We start from the raw sequence: 17,284 nt of genomic DNA on the forward strand, positions 1-17,284 counted from the left end.
GTCGTCTCCTGCTCGCATTAGCGCAGCGTGGAGACAATGTCGTGGATCGGTGCGCGGCGGTCTTTTAGCGCGTGCTAGTAACGACTAGCGAGGGAGGACGACCTTGCGCACGCCCCCGTTGGGACCGATGCGGATGGTGCTTGCGCCGAAGCTGGAACCGTCGACCACCGGGATGGAGAAGCACCCGCAATTGATCGTGTTCTCGGCGCTGCCATCGGGGTCGCGGGGAAACATCAGGTTCTCACCGCCGACCACATAGGCCTCATCGTAACGCCGAATCTGGTTATGTGCATGCACGTGGGCTGCACGCGGGTGCAGCTTGCCGCTTTTCAGCCAGCGCTTGTGCACGTTCGGCACGACATGGCCGGCCTGCTGCAGTGACTCGTTCTGCGAGATCGAGTGCGCACGGCCGATCTCGGTGTAGGCGACGGTCATGGCACGTGCCCGGGGCGCGCCACCGAGGATCCGTTGCACCAGGGTGATCGTGTCCGACAGCGGCGAGCTACCGATGATGTTCTGCACCAGGGCGCCGTTGAGCTGGTTGAGCGCGCGAAGGCTGATATCGCCGATGCGATTGGTCAGGAACCGCTGGGTGGCCATCAACGCGCCGGCGTCGATCTGCGGACCGAGGATGCTGACGCCCGCGGCGTCGAAGGGCGCCACGATCGACCGGATGCCGGCATCCCATGCTTGCTGCGCGCCGGCGGTCGTCGAGCTCGCGGCCGCCTGGCGGAAGTCCTCCAGGGCCTGCTCTACCTCGTCGCGCATCTGGCGTAGCCGAAGCTGCGCCGACACGCTCGTGCTGCTCTGCAGGGCATCGAGGATCGCGCGCTCGGCGATCTCCAGCTGCTTGACCAGCTCGGCGAGCGTGTCTTTCTGGATCCGCGGCAGCAAGGCGCTTTCGAGCTCCGCGGCCTCGGCAAAGCGTCGCGCGCTTTCCTCCGGATCCATGCGTCAGGCCGCCTCGTCCTTGGGCAACGGCGGCGCCGGCCGTTTGCGCAATGGGAGGCCCGACAGATCCGGACCACCGTGATCCCCGACTTCCTTCTGCGCCGCGTCCAGCTCTTTCTCCACGTCGATCTCCACGCCCAGGCGATTGGCGAGGGCTTGCACCAGGCGCAACGCTGTTTCGCGGGTAATGAGCCCTTCGTCGATCAGCGTGGCGGCCGCGGTGGCGACCTGGACGATCGCGGCGGCGTACTTGGTGATGTCCTTGGAGGTGATCTCGGGCCACGCGGCGACCACCGAGCCCAGGGTCTTCAGCTCGGCCGGCGTGAGTTCGCGATCGAGGGCCTGCCACGAGCTGCGCACGACGTACCGTCCGATATCGGTGAGCATGTAGCCGATCAGCCGCTGGCGCATGGCCAGGACCTTTTCGGTTGGCTCGGCCATGCTTTCACCGGTGCTGCGATTGACGTCACCACCGCCGCCGTACCAATGCTCGGGCTGCGTCGCACCGCCCAGGATGTGGTTGCGGAACAGTCGCGCGCCTTCCGCGGCATCGTTTGCCTGGAGCTCGGGCGACTCAGCCTTCCACGATTCGGATTCATTGTGCACGCGCACGCTGCCGGGCGACGGTGCGGTGATCTTCTTTGATCGCTCGATGACCTCGTCCGGCGAAGCACCGGTGAGGGTGACGTCCCACATGAAGGCGCGCAGGAACGATGCCCGATCGAGTTCGCCGAACAGGTACTGGTCGTAGGCATCCAGCCAGTCAATCTGGGCCAGAAGGTCGCTGCGGCCGCGCGTGGCGCTGCTGAGGTCGTTCACCCGGTAATAGAAGCAGTCGCCATCGGTGAAGCTCTCGCGGATCTCTTGCGTGCGCGTCGCGAAGGCCGACTCGGGCACATTGATGATGATGCGATAGCGCTTAGCCACGCCGCCCCGGCCGCGCTTGGTGACGATGCCGATCGGCTGCTCGCGATTCTCCGGGTCGGTCACGATGGTTTCGATCAGCGCGGGGTCGAGGTAACCCAGGCGGACGAAACCGTTCACCTCGTTGCGGAAGACGGGGTAGCACTGCTCACCGAAGAGTGCGAGCTCGCGCACCCGCTTGGGCAGCTTCATGTCCCAGGCGTTGATGCCGTCGTCCCAGTGCGCATCGAGAGCGTCCTGGGAATCAGCATCGTCCTTGATCGTCAGGCGCACGCCGCCGGAGAGCAGATAAGCGACCGGCAGCTCGATCAACCGGTTCGCCAGCAGGTTCGTCTCCCACTGGTAGTGGGCCAGGCGCTGCATGCGCTCCTGGGTGAGTGGCGAGAGATCGCGTTGGCCATTGCCGGTCAGACGCTTCCACTGGTCGTCATCCTTGTCGACGGTCGCACCGGCCGACTCGACCATGCGATCGGTTTCCGGAACCTTTTCGGGGTCCGAGGACGGATTTCCCGTCCACCACGCCCGCACACGGTCCATCAAACCCGGCTGAGAGTTTTCCTGAATTTTCGCAACGCCCATCGGGGGTCTCCTTCGTAACCTTCTAGCGCCCAGGGGGCCCGGAGCGGCTCTGAGGGCCAACTGAGTCGGCCCGCTTTCCAAACATGGATGACACGCCACCACGGCCGAAGCCGGTGGCCCGGTACGTTCCTGCTGTCGCTGCCACCGACTCGCCGGCGGCCGGCTGCACTTCGTCGCGCGCAGCGGCCCACATGAGCACGCCGCTCACCGCGGTATCGCCGTGGCGGAAGCCACCGTCCATGCCCTTGGTGCGCGCATCGCTCATGCGCGGTGAACCCTTGACCAACACCACGCTGCGGTGATCGGCGATCCAGTCCTCGTCCCCGAAGGTTTCGATGTCGCCGTCTTCGAAGGCCTGGTGGTAACGCGGGAACCAGGTGTCGTACCAACCGCCTGTCATCTGCACGCATTCGACGCGCTGCGGACCAACCAGCTGCATGGCGGCCTCGGCGTGGCTCTGGCCATTGCCACGCGCGTCGAACTTGCCGTGGTGGAACAGCGGCAGATTGAGCAGCAGCCAGGCCACGATCAGCTTCTGGCAGTCAAACGGGATCTTGCGCAGCTCGATGCGCAGCGGTGTCCGCCAGTGCGTCGTTCCAGGAACCGGCTGACCGATCACGATGGGCGAAAGGTCACCATCGCGGGCGAAGTCCTGGCCGAGCACGGTGCGCCGGTCCTGCGGCAGCGAGTCGACTGCTGGCTTGAGCACTTCGTCGATCCAGTCCTGCGTGATGCGCAGGCGATCGGGATCGAGGACGAACTCCGGCTTCTTCGTATACCGCAGCACGACCAGGCCATCGACACCACACTTCTCCAGGAGCATGCGGCTGAAGTACACACCGGTTCCGCGTGCGGGGATGCACTCCAGTTCCTCGTCGGCAGCCTCTACGGTGCGGTATGCCGACCGCACCTCGTCGACGAATGCGGTCTCGGCTTCGGGCGACCACACCTTCTTCGTCACCAGGGCGATGCGGCGATACAGGCCCTCTTTGACTGCCTGGCTGAAAGCGACCTCGTGGAGGGACCAGGGCAGTTTCTTCGCCTTGATATCCTTCAGCAGGTCGTTGAAGTAGTTGTCTTCGCCGTTGTGCGTGCCGCCGATCGACACACGGCCACCCCAGATCAGGTACGCCATTGCACCGTCGATGACAGGGCCAAGATGCTGGTGATGGCCCGCCTCGTCGATGCGCGCATGGCCCTGGCGACCACGCCAGTTGTACGGCATGGCTGACAGCGCCTCGATCTTGTGGCCGCTGGCCATCTGGATCTTGTACCGGACAATGTCGCGTCTCTCGTTCTCGATGACGGCCTTCTCGTAGGCGACGTCGATGGCGCTGCAGGCGGCACCGTACCAACGGGCAAACGTCGCGCAGTCACCGATGAACTCGGCAGCCATGCCCTGGTTGTAGCCCATGTAGAACTGGTCCATACCGCCCTGGGAAAGGGCGGCTTCGAGTGCGGCCTCCGCGGCCCAGGCACCGAAGGTGAAGCCGATCCGTCGGCCCTTGCTGCAGAAGCGCACGCGCGAATCGTCCTGGTGCCAGCGGATCTGGTACGGCAGGAGGATCTTCGGGATATCGGCGGCCGGCAGGCCCGCGAGCTGCTTGCCGGCACGCTCGGCCTGGATCTCGTCGACCAGGTTCAGTGCCTCTTCGCGTTCCTCCGGCGTCATGCGCCGGTACCGGCCGCGGCTTCGTCCGGCTTGACGCCAAGGAACTCGGCACGGATCTGCGCCCATGCTTCCGGCGACATGCCCTGTTTCGTTGCCACCTTCTCGGCTGCCTTGGCCTGGCGTTCGAGGGCCTTGCGCTCGATCTGCTCGCGGCGCTCGATGCTGGCCTTGGTCGATGCCTCCATGTCGCGGATGGCCTTGGCCAGCAGCATGATGTCCATCGGCTTGGGGGCTTTCGGCTTCCCATCCTTCTCCAGCGGACCGTCCGCGCTGCCGATATCGGCGATGGTGCGGAAGGCGACGGTCTTGAGCATCTCGGCCAGCAACGCGCTGACGTCGCCGCCCGGGTTCTCATTGAGCTGGCTCACCCACTGGCCCGCGACCATCTGCGCTTCGCGGTAGTGGTCCATCTGCTCACGGGCGCCCTTGACGTAGCGGCCAACGGCCGACTTGCTGACTTCGGCGTCGAGCTGGTTGAGCGCGTCAGTGATCTCGTAGATCGTGCGGCCTTCGCGAATCAGGCGATGGCACAGGTCCGCGAGTTCGCGGGGCAGCTGGTCGATGGTGGAGCGCCGGCCCACGTCAATCCTCCAGCAGCTTAACGCCAGGCACATCCAGGTCGCCGCTGACGATGTCGCGGCCCGCCTGCGTGATCTTGGCTATGTCGAACTCGCCCTCGCCGATCGGTCGCACCGTGGCGAAGCCATGACGGCTGAGCCAGGCCAGGTCGATCGCCACCGTGTCCGTGTCGGCCTTGTAGCCCCAGCTGCGCACGAGGGTACGAATCATCGGCGCACCGGTGCCCTGGTTGTTGCTCTCGGCGAGGATCCGCAGGATGCGCCCGCGGCGGAAGGCCGTCTGTTCTTCGGTAAGGCCCATCAGCGGTTTCCTCTGAGCAGGAGTTCGTGGATTACACCCAGCTGCTCTTTGAGCGCATTGGATGTGGCGGCGGTGGCAGCGACCTGATTCGACACGCCGTTGATCTTCTCGTGGAGCGGGCCAAGGTCCTTGCCGACGAGAAAGTGTTTCTGCGATTCCTCGATTCTGGCCACACCGTCCTCCATCTCGGCGAGGCGATGGTTCGCTGAGACAAGCTGGTTTTTCACTTCGCCGATGGCGCGATCGGTGTGCTTGCGGATGACGCGATCGCCCTGGGCAATCTTGGTGCTGAGGTCGGAGGCCTGCGACTTTCGGTAAACCGTTACGGCCACGGTCGCGGCCACGATCGAGCACACCGCGGAGACCATCGCGGCGATAGGCTGCAGATCGTTCCATGCAAACATCTCAAGGTTCCCCTGGTTGCTTCGTTACCTTGGCTGCGGTGGCCCGGTCGGCATTCGCCTTGCGCAAGGCGCCGCGCCATTCTTCGATGGTCGCCAACCCGTCGAGTACGCATACGGCCGGTGCGCCTGCCAACAAGCAGTGCACGGCCGGCGGCGGTGGTTCCGGGATCAGATCGGTCAGCCGCGCATCGAGCGGCTGGTAGGCCGGTACCGGGACCTCAATGATCTGGGGCGCCTTGATCTCGTGCCGGGTTTCCCCACAGCCTGTCAGCGACGGTAGGACAAACAGGCAGGCGAGCCAGGTCAGCGCATTGCGGGTCTTCATGGGCGGCTTTCGTCAGTGCAGCTTTGAGCTTCTGGGTCGTTACGTCGAGGTCGTGCTGCAGGGCGTCGCGCGCATCGAGTGCTGCGTTTGCCATGTTGCGTATTGCGTCGAGCTGGGAGCGCTGTGCCTGTAGCGATGCCTTGACCTGGTTAAGCGTGCTGTTGACCACGTCGCGCTCGTCCCGGTAGCGGTCCCTCTCTACGTGCGCATCGTCGACCTTCTTGTCGGCGTCCTTCTTCGTGGCAGAGACGCCATCGGTATAGCCGCGGTGATGGCCATGCCATTCACCAAGGCCAAAGAGGGCGGCCAATCCAAGCAGTCCGTAGGCGACGATCGCCAGCTTCATGTGCATGCCACCTTGCCGGGCCAGCCGGCCGACGCATACGCCGGTTCCAGCGTGAGCAAGATCCGGCGTACGTAGGTTCGGTTCTCGCGCCAGGCGGCGGCTCCACGCGACTGGTACCGCTCGACCTGGCCGAACCATCGAAGCGGGTCATCGCGAGCTTCATAGGCCTTGCGGCGTTCGCGGTCGCGTGCGCCTTCGCCGCCGTTGTAGGCGCTGAGCGTCATCGCCCAGCGGTCGCATTCCGTCGCGCCGGTGGCGCGTTCGTGGAGCCAATGGTCGTAGCACGCGATGGCGCGGAGCGACCACGCGGAATCCCAGGGATCGGGGTCGCCCAGGTCCGGACAGATCTCGGGAATCCACGCTGCCGTCGGTGGGGTGAATTGGGCAAGGCCCTGGGCGTAGGCGCTGCGCGCCGACGGGTTCCAACCGGACTCCTGGTGCAGCTGACCGGCCAGCCTTGCCACCGGCGCATCGATCCCGAAGCGTTCGCCGGCAGCGCGTTCCAGTTGCATCCGGTAGCGCACCGAGTCAGAAGGGATGCGCACCGATGCCGGCATATCAGCTGCAGGGCAGATGGACACGCCGAGCAGGAAAACGGACGCGCAGGCCATGAACCAGACCGCTGGCGATCGCCGTACAGCAACCCAGCGAATGCACAGCGCCACGGCGATGAGCAGCAAGATGGTCAAGGTAGCAGCGCTCCCGCCAGGAGAGCCGCGGCCACGATAAGTGCCCGGCGCTTCCACGCGGTGCCCTGGGCAATGCCCTGCAGCTCATGCGGTCGTGCGTACGGGAAGATGATCCGGTCGACCCAGTAGCCGAGATAGGCGTACAGGCCGATGCGCGAGGCGCCCCAGATGAGCAGGCCGACCTTCGCCGGGTTGAGCACCAGGACCACCGCAAAGGTGATCGCGCCCAGCAACAGGAGGGGCGTGGCGCGGAACAGATCGCGCACACGGGGAGAAATGCGGAAGATGCGAGGGAGGTCCATGTGGCACAAGGTGCCGGTGGACACCCCCTGGGGTCTTTTAGCGCTTGCTAGTAACGGCCAGCGCTGGACGGGGAATCAGCATAGTACCTAAAGCGCATCGCGCATGCAGGCCGATGATGGCCGCGGCATCGCAGTCCATCTTGGACTCACGACGCGTCGCGAGGACGTGTTGATTCCGCATAGGTGCCGTCGAGCTGGCCGATCTCGCGATGCAGTGATGCACCGTTCATTTCCTCGCGCACGGTGGGTGCGAGTTTCACGTCGAGCTTGTCCGCCATGCGACGCGTCGCCGCTGTCCACTCGCTCGCACCACAGGCCACGTGCTGGACGATGAGACAGACACGGCGCCGGTCGATCGGGCCTCGCCGCACGGCTTCATCAATCAGGAGGCTCTCGGCGAGCATCGCGGCGTCGATCAAGCCGCTCAGCGCGACGTTGCCCGGCACCTGGTCGAGCCAAGGCTCGGTCGCATCGATGTCGCGTGCGCAGAGGGGATGCATGGGATGGCGCCCTGGCAGTATCGAGTACCGACGAAGGCGCGCCCATAGCCGTGCTAGCGACGCTGCCGTGCGGACCATCAGCCACCGAACATCGTCGTCGATGAGGGATGGTGGGGAGTTGATCTCGTCCATCGGGTCATGATCGCCCACCGCCGTCTCACGGCCGGCGATCAGGACCGGGCTACCGTCGATCGCTGAGCCAGTCGCGCACCGAGGCTTCGAGCACGGGCAAGGCGATATATCCAAGGATGCCCGACAGTATCCAGAGGGCGATCAGGTATATGCCGACCAGGTCGTAATGGAACAAACCCACGAGTAGGCCGCCCGTGCCCGAGAAGACCCCATAGGCCTGCCGTTTGGCTTGCTCATGGTTGATCCGCAGCAGGGAGCGCCGGTGTTCCTCCTGCATGACCTCGCGTTGGGGATAGCCACAGCGGGTGCAGGCAATGGCGTTGCGCGCGATGTGCCGCCGCTTGCAGCCCGGGCAGAGGATCAAGCCGGAGTTGTACGGCGGCGGCTTCCACTCCGGTTCGTCTTCGCGAATCTCGGGCCTGTGCTCATGGTAGTCACGACCAGCGAAGCGGTTGTTGTCGCCATTGCTGTGGATGTTCATGCAGTCCCTTTCTGCGTCCGATGCCCGTTACTTCTTCTTGTCGCCGCTCCCTTCATGAAAGTCACGGCCTGCCACACGGTTCCCGTCTCCAACCAAAGAGATATCGGCAGCTTCTTGCGAAACTGAAGGTGCTGTCAGGTCCGATTCGCCACGGCGAACCGCTTGCAACAGCTGCAGCGCGCGCTCCCTCTGGAGGCGACTAAGGTCCCGAAAAGCCTCGATTAAGTCGGCTTCCTCGTCGGTGAGCACCTTCTTTCGCCGATCGGACTGCATGCGGGACCACTCACGGGCCTCCCTGCGAACAAGCTCGAGATAGCGCGCAGCCTCAATGGAATCGATGTCTAGCAGCTGTCGATCCTCCTGGTTTCTGACGCTGCCCATTTGAGGGTTTGAGCCTCTCAGCACGTACTCAATGTTTCCGGTGAGGTTCAAGAGCGCGGCCAGCAACTCGCCGCCTGGCATCCGTTCGCCCTTCTCAACCTTCCTGATTTGCTCGGAGCTATACCCGGCCGCAAAGGCGAGCTCCGCCCGCGACAGGTTCAGGCGTTCCCGCTCTTGCTCGAACCGTGCCCCGACTTCCAGGGCCGATGAAATCGGCACTTGACGTGCACCCATAGTTGCCATACCTTTCCAACTAAAGTTGTGTTCGTAAGTTGATTTTCGATGCGCAGACATTGCGCTTTAGCCAAGGAACCTAAGCTCGATGCACCCCGCGCTGATTAACGCAGCTCTGAAAATGCAGGGCCTTACGCACCGGGACGTGGCGGCGCAATGCGGTCATGTGACTGCGACGGCTGTTTACCAGGTCATACACGGTCGCAGTCGAAGCCGACGGATCGAACTGCGAATCGCCTCGATAACGAAGCTGCCGTTGGCGGACCTCTGGCCACAGTGGCATGGAGCGGACGTGGCGCGTCCGAAACACAACCGCGCCGCAACTGCTGCGGCAATTCGCGCTATAGCCGGCGCCGCCTGAGGAATTTAAATGGAACCCGACCTGACCCTCTTTCTGATTGGTGCAGCACGTCTCGGTCCGCAGGAGTTGCGCGACATAGGTGTCCGACTTCGCCAGCAGCGTGAGCTGCTTGGTTTCACTCTTTCTGATGTCGCGCTCGGTTGCCAACGTTTCGACACAATCCTGCTCGCGAACGAGCAGGGCGAAAAGCGTCCGAGTCTCAACTTGCTGTATTGGCTCGCAAAAGCCGGCGCTGACGTCAATTTCATCCTCATAGGCGCTCCGGCGCCCAGCAATCCTGCATATAGCCAGCCTCACGGCGAAACGTTCGTCGACACCAGCGTCCGCGAACCACAGGGGAACGCCATGTCTGCACGCGAATCGTTCGGATACGCCCATGCGCTTCAGCTGGGCAATGTGTTGGTTACCCGCATGAGCGGCGAGTCCATCGACGCCTATGTCGCTCGCCGCGATGAGGCGGCCTGCAAGCTGGTGGCATCGGCCGCTGAGCGTGGCACGCCGCTCAACACCTTCCTGACCAAGGGATTCCTTGGCGTGCCGGAGGAGCTGCACGCCAAGACCTTGCGCTCGCTCGCCGCCGAGATCCTCAGCGGGGGACGCCCGCAGACCGATTCGAGCCTCTCCCTGGTGCCGCTGGCCAGCGGCCCGGTACTCGATGAACGGCCCGTCTTGCACCTGGCGTGAGGGGTACGTCATGTCTCTCTCCGCTAGCAAATCGCTTCTCACGGTTCCGGATGCCTTTCAGCTGGCTCGCGAGCATTCGCCGCGCCGTCCGGGCGAGCGCGCTGAGGCCTATCTACAGCGTCTGAGCGTATGTGTTGAGTCGCTGCTGAAAGCTGCGCAACGACACGTGCCATCGTCACCCGCGGCTCCAGGAAGCCGACCGTGACGCCGGGCGCCATCGTCTCCCCGTCGCGTCCGCGGCTGTACTCATCGTCAAGCGCAGCCCACTTGTGTAGGAGTGCTTCGGCAGATGCCGGATCTCGTTCGCGGAGCACCAGCACAACATCCAACAGGGCACGCCAAAGGCCACCATCCCAGTCGTTCAGGGCGTTCACCTGCGCCTGCAGGGTCTCGATTCGACTAGTCAACTCGGCGATCTGGGATTCCATCGTGGGGTGCTCTCGGGGTCTTTCGACATTTCACCCTCTGAAAGCCGCTTTCGCAAGGGCAAAGATCGGTCGCGTTTGGAATAGCACCCGCGCGGCGCCGTTGCGGGGTGGCCAATGAGCCGCCGCCATTGGAAGACCTGGGCGCCCACGAGCCTGCAGGAAGCGGTAGAGGGCTGCGTGCTATTTGCCCAGGAGAAGCATCGCCTGTCCGTCGAGCGCATCGCCGATCTGGTCGGCGAGAACAAGTGGACGGTCTACAAGTGGATGCAGGGTGGTTCGGTGCCGGGCAAGAAGATCGCGGGCTTCGAGCATGCCTGCGGCCGCGCGTTCATCACCCAATACCTCGCGACCAGCGCGCGAAAGCTGCTGATCGATATCCCCACCGGCCGCATGCCGGGTGACAGCGACATCCACGCGCTGCAGGAAGCCTGCACTGCCGCGATCGGGGCACTCCTGGCGTTTTCCCAGGGCAAGGCAGATGCCGCCGACACCACCGACCACCTCACCGCCGCGATGACGCTGCTCGCCCACGAGCGCGCCCAGGTGCAGCGCCACGTTCAACCGGAGCTCGATCTGTCATGACCCCCGAAGCAATCATCAAGGCTTACCGCGTACCTGGCGGTGCGATCGTCCGCGTAATGCGTAATGGACGCACACGCCGCTATCGAATCGGCCCTCATCGATTCAAGGCGCTGAGCCGGACGATCAACCTGAGCAAACAGAGGTGGTCGGGCTTTTTCGGTCGGTCCACGCTGGATGCGACGCGGTGGTCGGCATGAGCACCAGCAATTACATCAATGCCGCCCAGCAGCGCGTGCTCAACACGCTGTTGCTGCTCTGCGGGCACGAGATCATGGGCCTGGCGCCCGGCGAGATCTCCAAGGCGCTGCGCACCAGCGCGAGCAACGTTACGCGGGACCTGGCCAACCTGCGTGAGGCCGGCCTGGCGGAGCCACTGGAAAGTGGCAAGTGGCGCGTCACGCCACGCCTCGGCCAGCAGGCCATCAAGATCCTAAACGCCCTGAACGACGCGACCTCGCGTGTGGACGAAGTCCGCCGTCGCTTCGGCATGGGCGAAGCCCACCGTTAACCCTGGAGAAGCACCACATGGCACGTCCCCCCAAAGCACGGACGCCCGAGGTCATCACGGCACCGGACAACAGCGTCAACCACGACGCGCTGGTTGAGGCAGGCAAAGCCCTTGCCGCGGACGCCTCGCGGCTGACCGCGATCGACCAGCAGTTCAGCCTTCCCATTCGCTACAACCTCGATGCCTACATCGACCGCATCAAGCAGAACGCGGCCGAGAGCGCCCAGCGCCTGATCGAGATCGGTCTGATGCTGATCCAGATCCGCGAACGCGAAGCGCCGGGTACTTGGCTGAAGGCGTTGGACCAGATTGGCATGGGTGCACGCTTCGCTCAGCGCGCGATGCAGACAGCGGCGAAGCTGCACGACCTGCCGCGCCTTCAGAATCTCGGCATCTCCAAGGCGCTGGAGCTGCTCTCCGAAGACGACGACACACTCGTCGAGCTGGAGAGCGGTGGCACGCTCGCCGGCTACACCGTCGACGAACTCGACCAGATGACGGTGCGTGAACTGAAAGCGGCCTTGCGCGCGGAGCGCCAGGAGCGCGAGGACGAGAAGGCCACGGACGAAGAGATCATCCGCGCCAAGGACGAGCGAATCAACAAGCTCACCCGCGATCGCCGCAAGAACGACAGTGAGCAGCAGCTGCGCCGCCAGGCGGAGGACCTGCTGCGCGACGCCGACGAGGCCGTGGTCGAAGCGACCTCGCAGCTTGCCCGCCTGCGCAAGATTGCTGACGACGTCAATCAGCTGTACGCCGACGCCGGCCTGCAGGTCGACGCCGACGTTGCCGAGCGCCTCGAATCGAACGGGCACTGGGCCTCCACCCAGCTGAGCGAGCTCGCCGAATTGGCGGGCGAATAATCCATGCAGCCGGGAGAACTCGCCGAGATCGACTACGTCCGCGCCCTGGCCGCGCGGCTCGACCGCGCGCGCCGGGGTGAAGCGGGCGAGCTGGTCACCCAGGCAATGCACTGGCTTGGCGGTGTCTCCCGCCCGACGGTGTATGCCCGGCTGCGCGAACTCGCCGGCTGGACTAGCGGCCGGAAGGTGCGCACCGACAAGGGTGACAGCCGCGTCGGTGAGCCCGAGATCAAGGCGGTCGCCGGTATTCTCCGGGCAGCGCAACGCCAGAACGGCAAGGAACTGCTCTCGGTCACCGACGCGATCGATATGGCGCTGGCCAACGGCATGCTCAATGAGCGCGTGTCGTCCGAGACCATGCTGCGCCTCATGCGTCAGCACGACTGCCACCCGCGTCAGCTGGCCCGTCCCGACCCACACGTGGATATGCGCAGCCTGCATCCGAACCACGTGTGGCAGCTCGACGCCTCGGTGTGCGTTCTGTACTACCTGCGCAATGGCCGCATGGGTGTGATGGACGAGCGCAAGTTCAACGTGCGCAAACCCCGCGACCTGGCGAAGGTCAGCAACCAGCGCCTGCTGCGCTACGCGATCACCGACCACTACACGGGCGACGTGCTGTGCCGCTACTACAACGTCAGCGGCGAAGACCAGCGGACGCTTTTCGAGTTCCTGATGTGGGCCATGCAGGGCAGCGAGGCCCACGTCATGCGCGGTGTGCCCTGGATGCTCGTGTGGGATGCCGGCAGCGCTAACCAAAGCCACGCCATCGGTGCGTTGCTCACGGCTCTCATGATCCGCCACTGGGCGCACAAGCCAGGCAACCCGCGCGCCAAGGGTCAGGTCGAGGGCGTGCACAACGTCATCGAGCGCAAGTTCGAAGGTCGGCTCACCTTCACGCGCATCGACAGCGTCGAGCAGTTGAACGGTGAAATGGACATCTGGCTGCGCGCCTTCAACGGCACGGCCATCCACAGCCGGCACAAGCACACGCGTGACGGGATGTGGCAGACGATCCGCCAGGAGCAGCTTCGCCTGTGCCCAGCAGAGGATCTGTGCCGCACGCTGTTGCACAGCCGACCAGAAGCCCGCCGCGTCAAAGGCAACCTCACCGTCCAGTTCGCGGCGAAGGGGTACGAGCCGGCCGTTTACTCGGTGGAGCATGTGCCTAACCTGCGTGTGGGCGACAGCGTCATGGTCGCGGTCAATCCGTACCGCGCACCATGCATCTTCGTCCTGGGCGAGAACGAGGACGGTTCCACCCGGTACGTCGAGTGCGAACCCATCGCCCGTGACCAGGCGGGGTTCTTCGTGACCGCTCCGACGTTTGGCGAAAGCTATGCGGCGAAGCCCGATACACCCGTGGACACCGCGCGCAAGGATCTCAACGAACTGGTCTACGGCGAGCGCGAGACGCTCGATGCAGCTGCCGCACGCACGAAGGGCCGCATTGCCTTCAATGGCGCCCTTGACCCGTTCAAGGATATCCGTGAGGCAGCGAAGAACGCGCCTAGCCACATCCAGCGTCGCGGCACCGACCTCGATGTGCCCAATCCCGTGCACGTGGAGCTCAAGCCGCTCAGCCACGTCGACGCGCTCTATGCGCTGAAGGCGCGTCTGGATCGCGTCATTACCAAGGATGAAGCCGTCGCCGTCAGGGAGTGGTACCCGGACGGCGTCCCCGAAATCGAGCTGGATGCCCTGGTGCAGCGCATCGCCGCATCTGTGCTTCCGCTTCCGCGTCCGCGCCTGTCCGTCGTGGGCTGATGCCCTCACCAACGAGAGACCCGCCATGAAAGCCACCTTCCGCGTTGTCGATCACCCGCTCCTGCTCGAAGCAACACCGGGCTCGCTGTTCACGCCGGTCGGTCCCGACCTGGTCGAATGCGTTTGCGCCGTGCGCAGCTGTGACAACGGCATGGGCATCGAGCATGCACGCTCGAACCGCCAGCTGCTCAACGCCAGCGGCACCATCGAGGTGGTGGTGATCGCCTGCCGTGTCAGCCCGGGCGAGCCCGAGTTCTTTCCGGCCGGTTTCACGATGGAGTTGCCGAGCGTGGCGCCCATCCATTTCCTCACGCAGACGGCCCCCGCGCAGTTCGCTGCGACGCCGTCGAACAGCGCCATGTCCGCGGTTCGCGTGATGCCCATCCATACGGACCCGTGGGCACCCGATGAGGTGCTCCGCAGTGCCGGGGCGGGTAGCGCAAACCTCACCCGCGCCGAACTCGCCTCGCGCCTCTAACCCTTCGTCCCATCCCACCTGATCTGGAGATCAGTCATGCACGCAACCGCTACCGCATCCCGCACCATCAATCCGGCATTCATCGCCGCTTCGAACGTTCGCCCTGGTCAGCACTTCGTCCAGCAGGTGTCGCCCAGCGAAGTCCTCGTGCCGCTCAGCTATGCCGGCGCGCCGACGTCCGGCGATGAGTACACCTGGGCGGTGGTCGTCGCGGTCAACCCCGAGTCCCAGGGCTACATCCCTGGCCAGCTCGTCAAGCTGAAGCGCAGCGCGCTGGTCCGCCCGGTGCGCGAAGCCCGCGGCCCGGTCTTCGCCCTGGAGCAGTGACGATGACCCGCACTGGTCGCCCCGTTGAGAACAAGTGCGCGCCGCTGGAATTGCGCAACATCCTGCTGAAGCACGACATCCGTCAAAGCGAGCTTTGCCGTGCGCTCACCTACGAGGGCGGTCGTCGCAAGGGCCGCTCGCTCGCCAACAGCACGGTGTCCTCGCTGTTGCTCTACCAGCGTTGGCCCAATTCCGTGCTACCCGAAACGCTGCGCGAGCAGACGGCCACCTTCCTGCGGTCGCATGGCGTCTCCGAGGCCGATATCGCCACGGCCTGGAACTTCGAAGGTTCCAATGACGCGCCGGTACCGCCGCCGCGGCATATCCCTGCAGATCCCGCACCAAAGCGCATCCGCGCGCCGGCCGTGAAGGCCGAAGTCATCGACCCCATTGAACTACCGGAGGCAGAAATGCTGAGCCAGACTGCACGCGACCACTTCAAGCTCCCGCGTCATCCCTTCCAGGATGACGTGAAGGGCCCGCAGGACGTCTACCTGAGTGCGGGCCAGCGCTACGTGCGCGAAAGCATGTTCTACGCCGCGAAACACGGGGGCTTCGTTGCTGTCGTCGGAGAGAGCGGCAGCGGCAAGTCCACGCTCCGTCGTGACCTGATCGATCGCATCCGTCGCGACAACGACTCGATCATCGTCATCCAGCCGCAGACCATCGATAAGCGCGAGCTGACGGCAGTGCATATCTGCGACGCGATCATTGCCGACCTGAGCACCGAGCAAGCCAAGCAGTCGCTCGAAGCGAAGGCCCGCCAGATCCAGCGCATCCTCACCGCGAGTGCGCGCAACGGGATGTCGCACTTGCTCATGATCGAAGAGGCCCACGATCTCAACATCCGCACCCTGAAATACCTCAAGCGCTTCTGGGAAATGGAGGATGGCTACAAGCGCCTGCTGTCGATCGTCCTGGTGGGGCAGCCCGAGCTCGGCGAGCGTCTCGATGAGCGCCGCAACCCGGATGCCCGCGAGGTGATCCGTCGGTGCGAGGTGGCGATCCTGAAGCCGCTCAACGGCAACCTGGAGGAATATCTCACGCTGAAGTTCAACCGGCTCGACGTGAAGCTTGAGGACGTGTTCGAGAAGGACGCCTATGACGCGATCCGCGCCCGGTTGACCCGTCGCCGCCCCGGCACGAGCGACACCGAATCCCAGCTTTACCCGCTGGTGGTCCACAACCTGATCATCAAGTGCATGAACCAGGCAGTCGAGCTGGGCCTGGACAAGATCAGCGGCGAGCTCGTCGGGAGGGTGTGATGAGCACCTATACGGAACGCGTTCGCCAGCTGCTCCGTACCACGGGCGGTATGACGCTGGATCAGCTTATCGAGGCTCTGCCCGACGACGCGGACAGGAACAACGTCAACACCATGTGCCACCAGCGCTGCCGCGCTGGTGAGTTCATGCGTTCTGTCGAGGATAGCCAGACGGTGTTCAGTCTCCGGCAGGGCGGCGGCGACGGCTTGGATCTCGCCGCCTCGCCCGAGGCCACTGATGCCGCTCGGGCTATGCCAACGAAGCCCCGCGCACGCCGCACCACGGCGGCGGCAACGCCCGACGACAACGTACGCGCGTCGCTTGTGGTCAGCCACATGGCCGCCAGCGATGCAATCGAAGCCTACGTCACGTCGGTGGGAGGCGATCTCGCGATCTATCGCTCGCTGGTCGACGCACGGGACAACACGCGAAATGTCCTCGCGAACTACATCACGAGGGATGCGTAATGGCCGGCTCAACACCCCACCAGCGCTTGCACATCCGGTGCCTGTTGGCCGAGCTGGAGATTGCTTCCCTGTTCGTGACCGAAAAGCTGCTGGCGTACAGCAATAGCGCCGGCATCACGAACTGGAGCGTCGGCCAGCGCGTCGATGACCTCTTGCGCAACCTCGACGGTGACAAAGCGCGGGGCCTGGCCAAGGCACTTATCGGGCCCGAGCAGGTGCCGGCATGAGGGCGCCGCCGCTTCGCGGCCGCGGCGAGTTGGCCACCGGTATGGAGGCGGCCATCCGCTTCATCGACTGGGCACGCTCGCATCCCACCGAGATCACGGCGCAGGCGATCCAGGCGCGGTTCGGCGTCAGCATCGCAACCGGCTACCGCTGGCGACACGCCTGGTACGCATCGCAAGGCAAATACCCACCCACGAAGAAGGGATCGTCACGATGAATCGCTATCCGGATGCGTACCTGGATCATTGGAGCGACATCTATGTCGCGCGGCAGATCCGTAGCCACGGCATCACCCTGGATCAATTCCTGGTGCATCCCGAGCAGATCCTCGCGCGTGTCGACCGCACCCAGGTGTCACACAGCCGGGATAGCGAGCCAGTCCAGCATCGGTGCGATCGCCGTGCGATCGCCGCCCTCTACATGCGCGGCGAAATCCTGATCCAGAAGTTCTGGCGTGGTCGTCGTCACGGCCGGCGCCATGACGTCCCGAAGTCGGCCCGTAAGTGAAGCAACCCTAACCAGGAGGCGTG

Annotated in this window: 26 protein-coding genes; 12 read left to right on the forward strand and 14 right to left on the reverse strand. The window is 64.5% G+C overall.

Annotated features, from left to right (window positions below; all coding sequences use genetic code 11):
- Positions 1-84 precede the first annotated feature (84 nt).
- From VGM61_RS08840 to VGM61_RS08900, 13 genes are all read right to left on the reverse strand, one after another.
- The gene (locus VGM61_RS08840) at positions 85-951 is read right to left on the reverse strand and encodes a hypothetical protein (RefSeq protein WP_331522405.1); all 867 of its coding nucleotides are present in this window, start codon (positions 949-951) and stop codon (positions 85-87) included.
- 3 nt (positions 952-954) lie between these two features.
- Positions 955-2,340 carry a hypothetical protein gene (locus VGM61_RS08845; protein WP_331522406.1) on the reverse strand — a complete coding sequence of 462 codons (1,386 nt, stop codon included), beginning with the start codon at positions 2,338-2,340 and terminating at the stop codon, positions 955-957.
- A 136-nt stretch (positions 2,341-2,476) separates the two neighbouring features.
- Positions 2,477-4,126 carry a hypothetical protein gene (locus tag VGM61_RS08850; RefSeq protein ID WP_331522407.1) on the reverse strand — a complete coding sequence of 550 codons (1,650 nt, stop codon included), beginning with the start codon at positions 4,124-4,126 and terminating at the stop codon, positions 2,477-2,479.
- On the reverse strand, positions 4,123-4,707 hold the full coding sequence (locus VGM61_RS08855; RefSeq protein ID WP_331522408.1) for a DUF3486 family protein: 585 nt from the start codon (positions 4,705-4,707) through the stop codon (positions 4,123-4,125). The genes VGM61_RS08850 and VGM61_RS08855 overlap by 4 nt, the downstream gene beginning before the upstream one ends.
- A gap of 1 nt (position 4,708) precedes the next feature.
- A complete protein-coding gene (locus VGM61_RS08860) occupies positions 4,709-5,005 on the reverse strand; it encodes a hypothetical protein (protein WP_331522409.1) in 297 nt (98 codons plus the stop codon).
- Positions 5,005-5,409, reverse strand: coding sequence for a hypothetical protein (locus tag VGM61_RS08865; protein WP_331522410.1), 405 nt, complete (start codon positions 5,407-5,409; stop codon positions 5,005-5,007). The genes VGM61_RS08860 and VGM61_RS08865 overlap by 1 nt, the downstream gene beginning before the upstream one ends.
- 1 nt (position 5,410) lies before the next feature.
- Entirely contained in the window at positions 5,411-5,734 is a 324-nt protein-coding gene (locus VGM61_RS08870; RefSeq protein WP_331522411.1) for a hypothetical protein, read from the reverse strand.
- Entirely contained in the window at positions 5,628-6,080 is a 453-nt protein-coding gene (locus tag VGM61_RS08875) for a hypothetical protein (protein ID WP_331522412.1), read from the reverse strand. The genes VGM61_RS08870 and VGM61_RS08875 overlap by 107 nt, the downstream gene beginning before the upstream one ends.
- Positions 6,077-6,769, reverse strand: coding sequence for a transglycosylase SLT domain-containing protein (locus VGM61_RS08880; protein WP_331522413.1), 693 nt, complete (start codon positions 6,767-6,769; stop codon positions 6,077-6,079). The genes VGM61_RS08875 and VGM61_RS08880 overlap by 4 nt, the downstream gene beginning before the upstream one ends.
- Positions 6,766-7,071 (reverse strand): putative holin, encoded by a 306-nt coding sequence (locus VGM61_RS08885; protein WP_331522414.1) that lies wholly within the window; start codon positions 7,069-7,071, stop codon positions 6,766-6,768. The genes VGM61_RS08880 and VGM61_RS08885 overlap by 4 nt, the downstream gene beginning before the upstream one ends.
- A 146-nt stretch (positions 7,072-7,217) precedes the next feature.
- Positions 7,218-7,571, reverse strand: a complete 354-nt coding sequence (locus VGM61_RS08890) for a hypothetical protein (protein WP_331522415.1) — start codon at positions 7,569-7,571, stop codon at positions 7,218-7,220.
- 181 nt (positions 7,572-7,752) lie between these two features.
- Positions 7,753-8,184 carry a hypothetical protein gene (locus tag VGM61_RS08895; RefSeq protein ID WP_331522416.1) on the reverse strand — a complete coding sequence of 144 codons (432 nt, stop codon included), beginning with the start codon at positions 8,182-8,184 and terminating at the stop codon, positions 7,753-7,755.
- Between the two features lie 27 nt (positions 8,185-8,211).
- Positions 8,212-8,799: a helix-turn-helix transcriptional regulator gene (locus VGM61_RS08900; protein WP_331522417.1), complete on the reverse strand. Its 588-nt coding sequence runs from the start codon at positions 8,797-8,799 to the stop codon at positions 8,212-8,214.
- 370 nt (positions 8,800-9,169) lie between these two features.
- Between VGM61_RS08900 and VGM61_RS08905 the strand changes: the two genes are divergently transcribed.
- Positions 9,170-9,844 (forward strand): hypothetical protein, encoded by a 675-nt coding sequence (locus VGM61_RS08905; RefSeq protein WP_331522418.1) that lies wholly within the window; start codon positions 9,170-9,172, stop codon positions 9,842-9,844.
- A gap of 38 nt (positions 9,845-9,882) precedes the next feature.
- Here the strand turns inward: VGM61_RS08905 and VGM61_RS08910 are convergent, their stop codons facing one another.
- Positions 9,883-10,272: a hypothetical protein gene (locus tag VGM61_RS08910; RefSeq protein ID WP_331522419.1), complete on the reverse strand. Its 390-nt coding sequence runs from the start codon at positions 10,270-10,272 to the stop codon at positions 9,883-9,885.
- A gap of 114 nt (positions 10,273-10,386) precedes the next feature.
- On the opposite strand from VGM61_RS08910, the gene VGM61_RS08915 reads away from it, so the two are divergent.
- From VGM61_RS08915 to VGM61_RS08965, 11 genes are all read left to right on the forward strand, one after another.
- Positions 10,387-10,854, forward strand: a complete 468-nt coding sequence (locus tag VGM61_RS08915; RefSeq protein WP_331522420.1) for a hypothetical protein — start codon at positions 10,387-10,389, stop codon at positions 10,852-10,854.
- A 193-nt stretch (positions 10,855-11,047) separates the two neighbouring features.
- On the forward strand, positions 11,048-11,362 hold the full coding sequence (locus tag VGM61_RS08920; RefSeq protein ID WP_331522421.1) for a helix-turn-helix domain-containing protein: 315 nt from the start codon (positions 11,048-11,050) through the stop codon (positions 11,360-11,362).
- A 17-nt stretch (positions 11,363-11,379) separates the two neighbouring features.
- The gene (locus tag VGM61_RS08925) at positions 11,380-12,225 is read left to right on the forward strand and encodes a hypothetical protein (RefSeq protein WP_331522422.1); all 846 of its coding nucleotides are present in this window, start codon (positions 11,380-11,382) and stop codon (positions 12,223-12,225) included.
- 3 nt (positions 12,226-12,228) lie between these two features.
- On the forward strand, positions 12,229-13,992 hold the full coding sequence (locus tag VGM61_RS08930) for a hypothetical protein (RefSeq protein WP_331522423.1): 1,764 nt from the start codon (positions 12,229-12,231) through the stop codon (positions 13,990-13,992).
- Between the two features lie 25 nt (positions 13,993-14,017).
- Complete coding sequence (locus VGM61_RS08935) at positions 14,018-14,470, forward strand: hypothetical protein (protein ID WP_331522424.1); 453 nt, start codon at positions 14,018-14,020, stop codon at positions 14,468-14,470.
- A 36-nt stretch (positions 14,471-14,506) separates the two neighbouring features.
- Positions 14,507-14,797, forward strand: coding sequence for a hypothetical protein (locus VGM61_RS08940; RefSeq protein WP_331522425.1), 291 nt, complete (start codon positions 14,507-14,509; stop codon positions 14,795-14,797).
- Between the two features lie 2 nt (positions 14,798-14,799).
- Positions 14,800-16,062: an ExeA family protein gene (locus VGM61_RS08945; protein ID WP_331522543.1), complete on the forward strand. Its 1,263-nt coding sequence runs from the start codon at positions 14,800-14,802 to the stop codon at positions 16,060-16,062.
- Positions 16,062-16,529 (forward strand): hypothetical protein, encoded by a 468-nt coding sequence (locus VGM61_RS08950; protein WP_331522426.1) that lies wholly within the window; start codon positions 16,062-16,064, stop codon positions 16,527-16,529. Before VGM61_RS08945 ends, VGM61_RS08950 begins: the two co-directional genes overlap by 1 nt.
- Positions 16,529-16,756, forward strand: a complete 228-nt coding sequence (locus VGM61_RS08955; RefSeq protein ID WP_331522428.1) for a hypothetical protein — start codon at positions 16,529-16,531, stop codon at positions 16,754-16,756. The genes VGM61_RS08950 and VGM61_RS08955 overlap by 1 nt, the downstream gene beginning before the upstream one ends.
- Positions 16,753-16,971, forward strand: coding sequence for a hypothetical protein (locus tag VGM61_RS08960; RefSeq protein ID WP_331522429.1), 219 nt, complete (start codon positions 16,753-16,755; stop codon positions 16,969-16,971). Before VGM61_RS08955 ends, VGM61_RS08960 begins: the two co-directional genes overlap by 4 nt.
- A complete protein-coding gene (locus VGM61_RS08965; protein WP_331522430.1) occupies positions 16,968-17,261 on the forward strand; it encodes a hypothetical protein in 294 nt (97 codons plus the stop codon). Before VGM61_RS08960 ends, VGM61_RS08965 begins: the two co-directional genes overlap by 4 nt.
- The last annotated feature ends 23 nt before the right edge of the window (positions 17,262-17,284 follow it).

Source organism: Pinirhizobacter sp. (genome assembly GCF_036499745.1).
GTDB lineage: Bacteria > Pseudomonadota > Gammaproteobacteria > Xanthomonadales > Rhodanobacteraceae > Pinirhizobacter.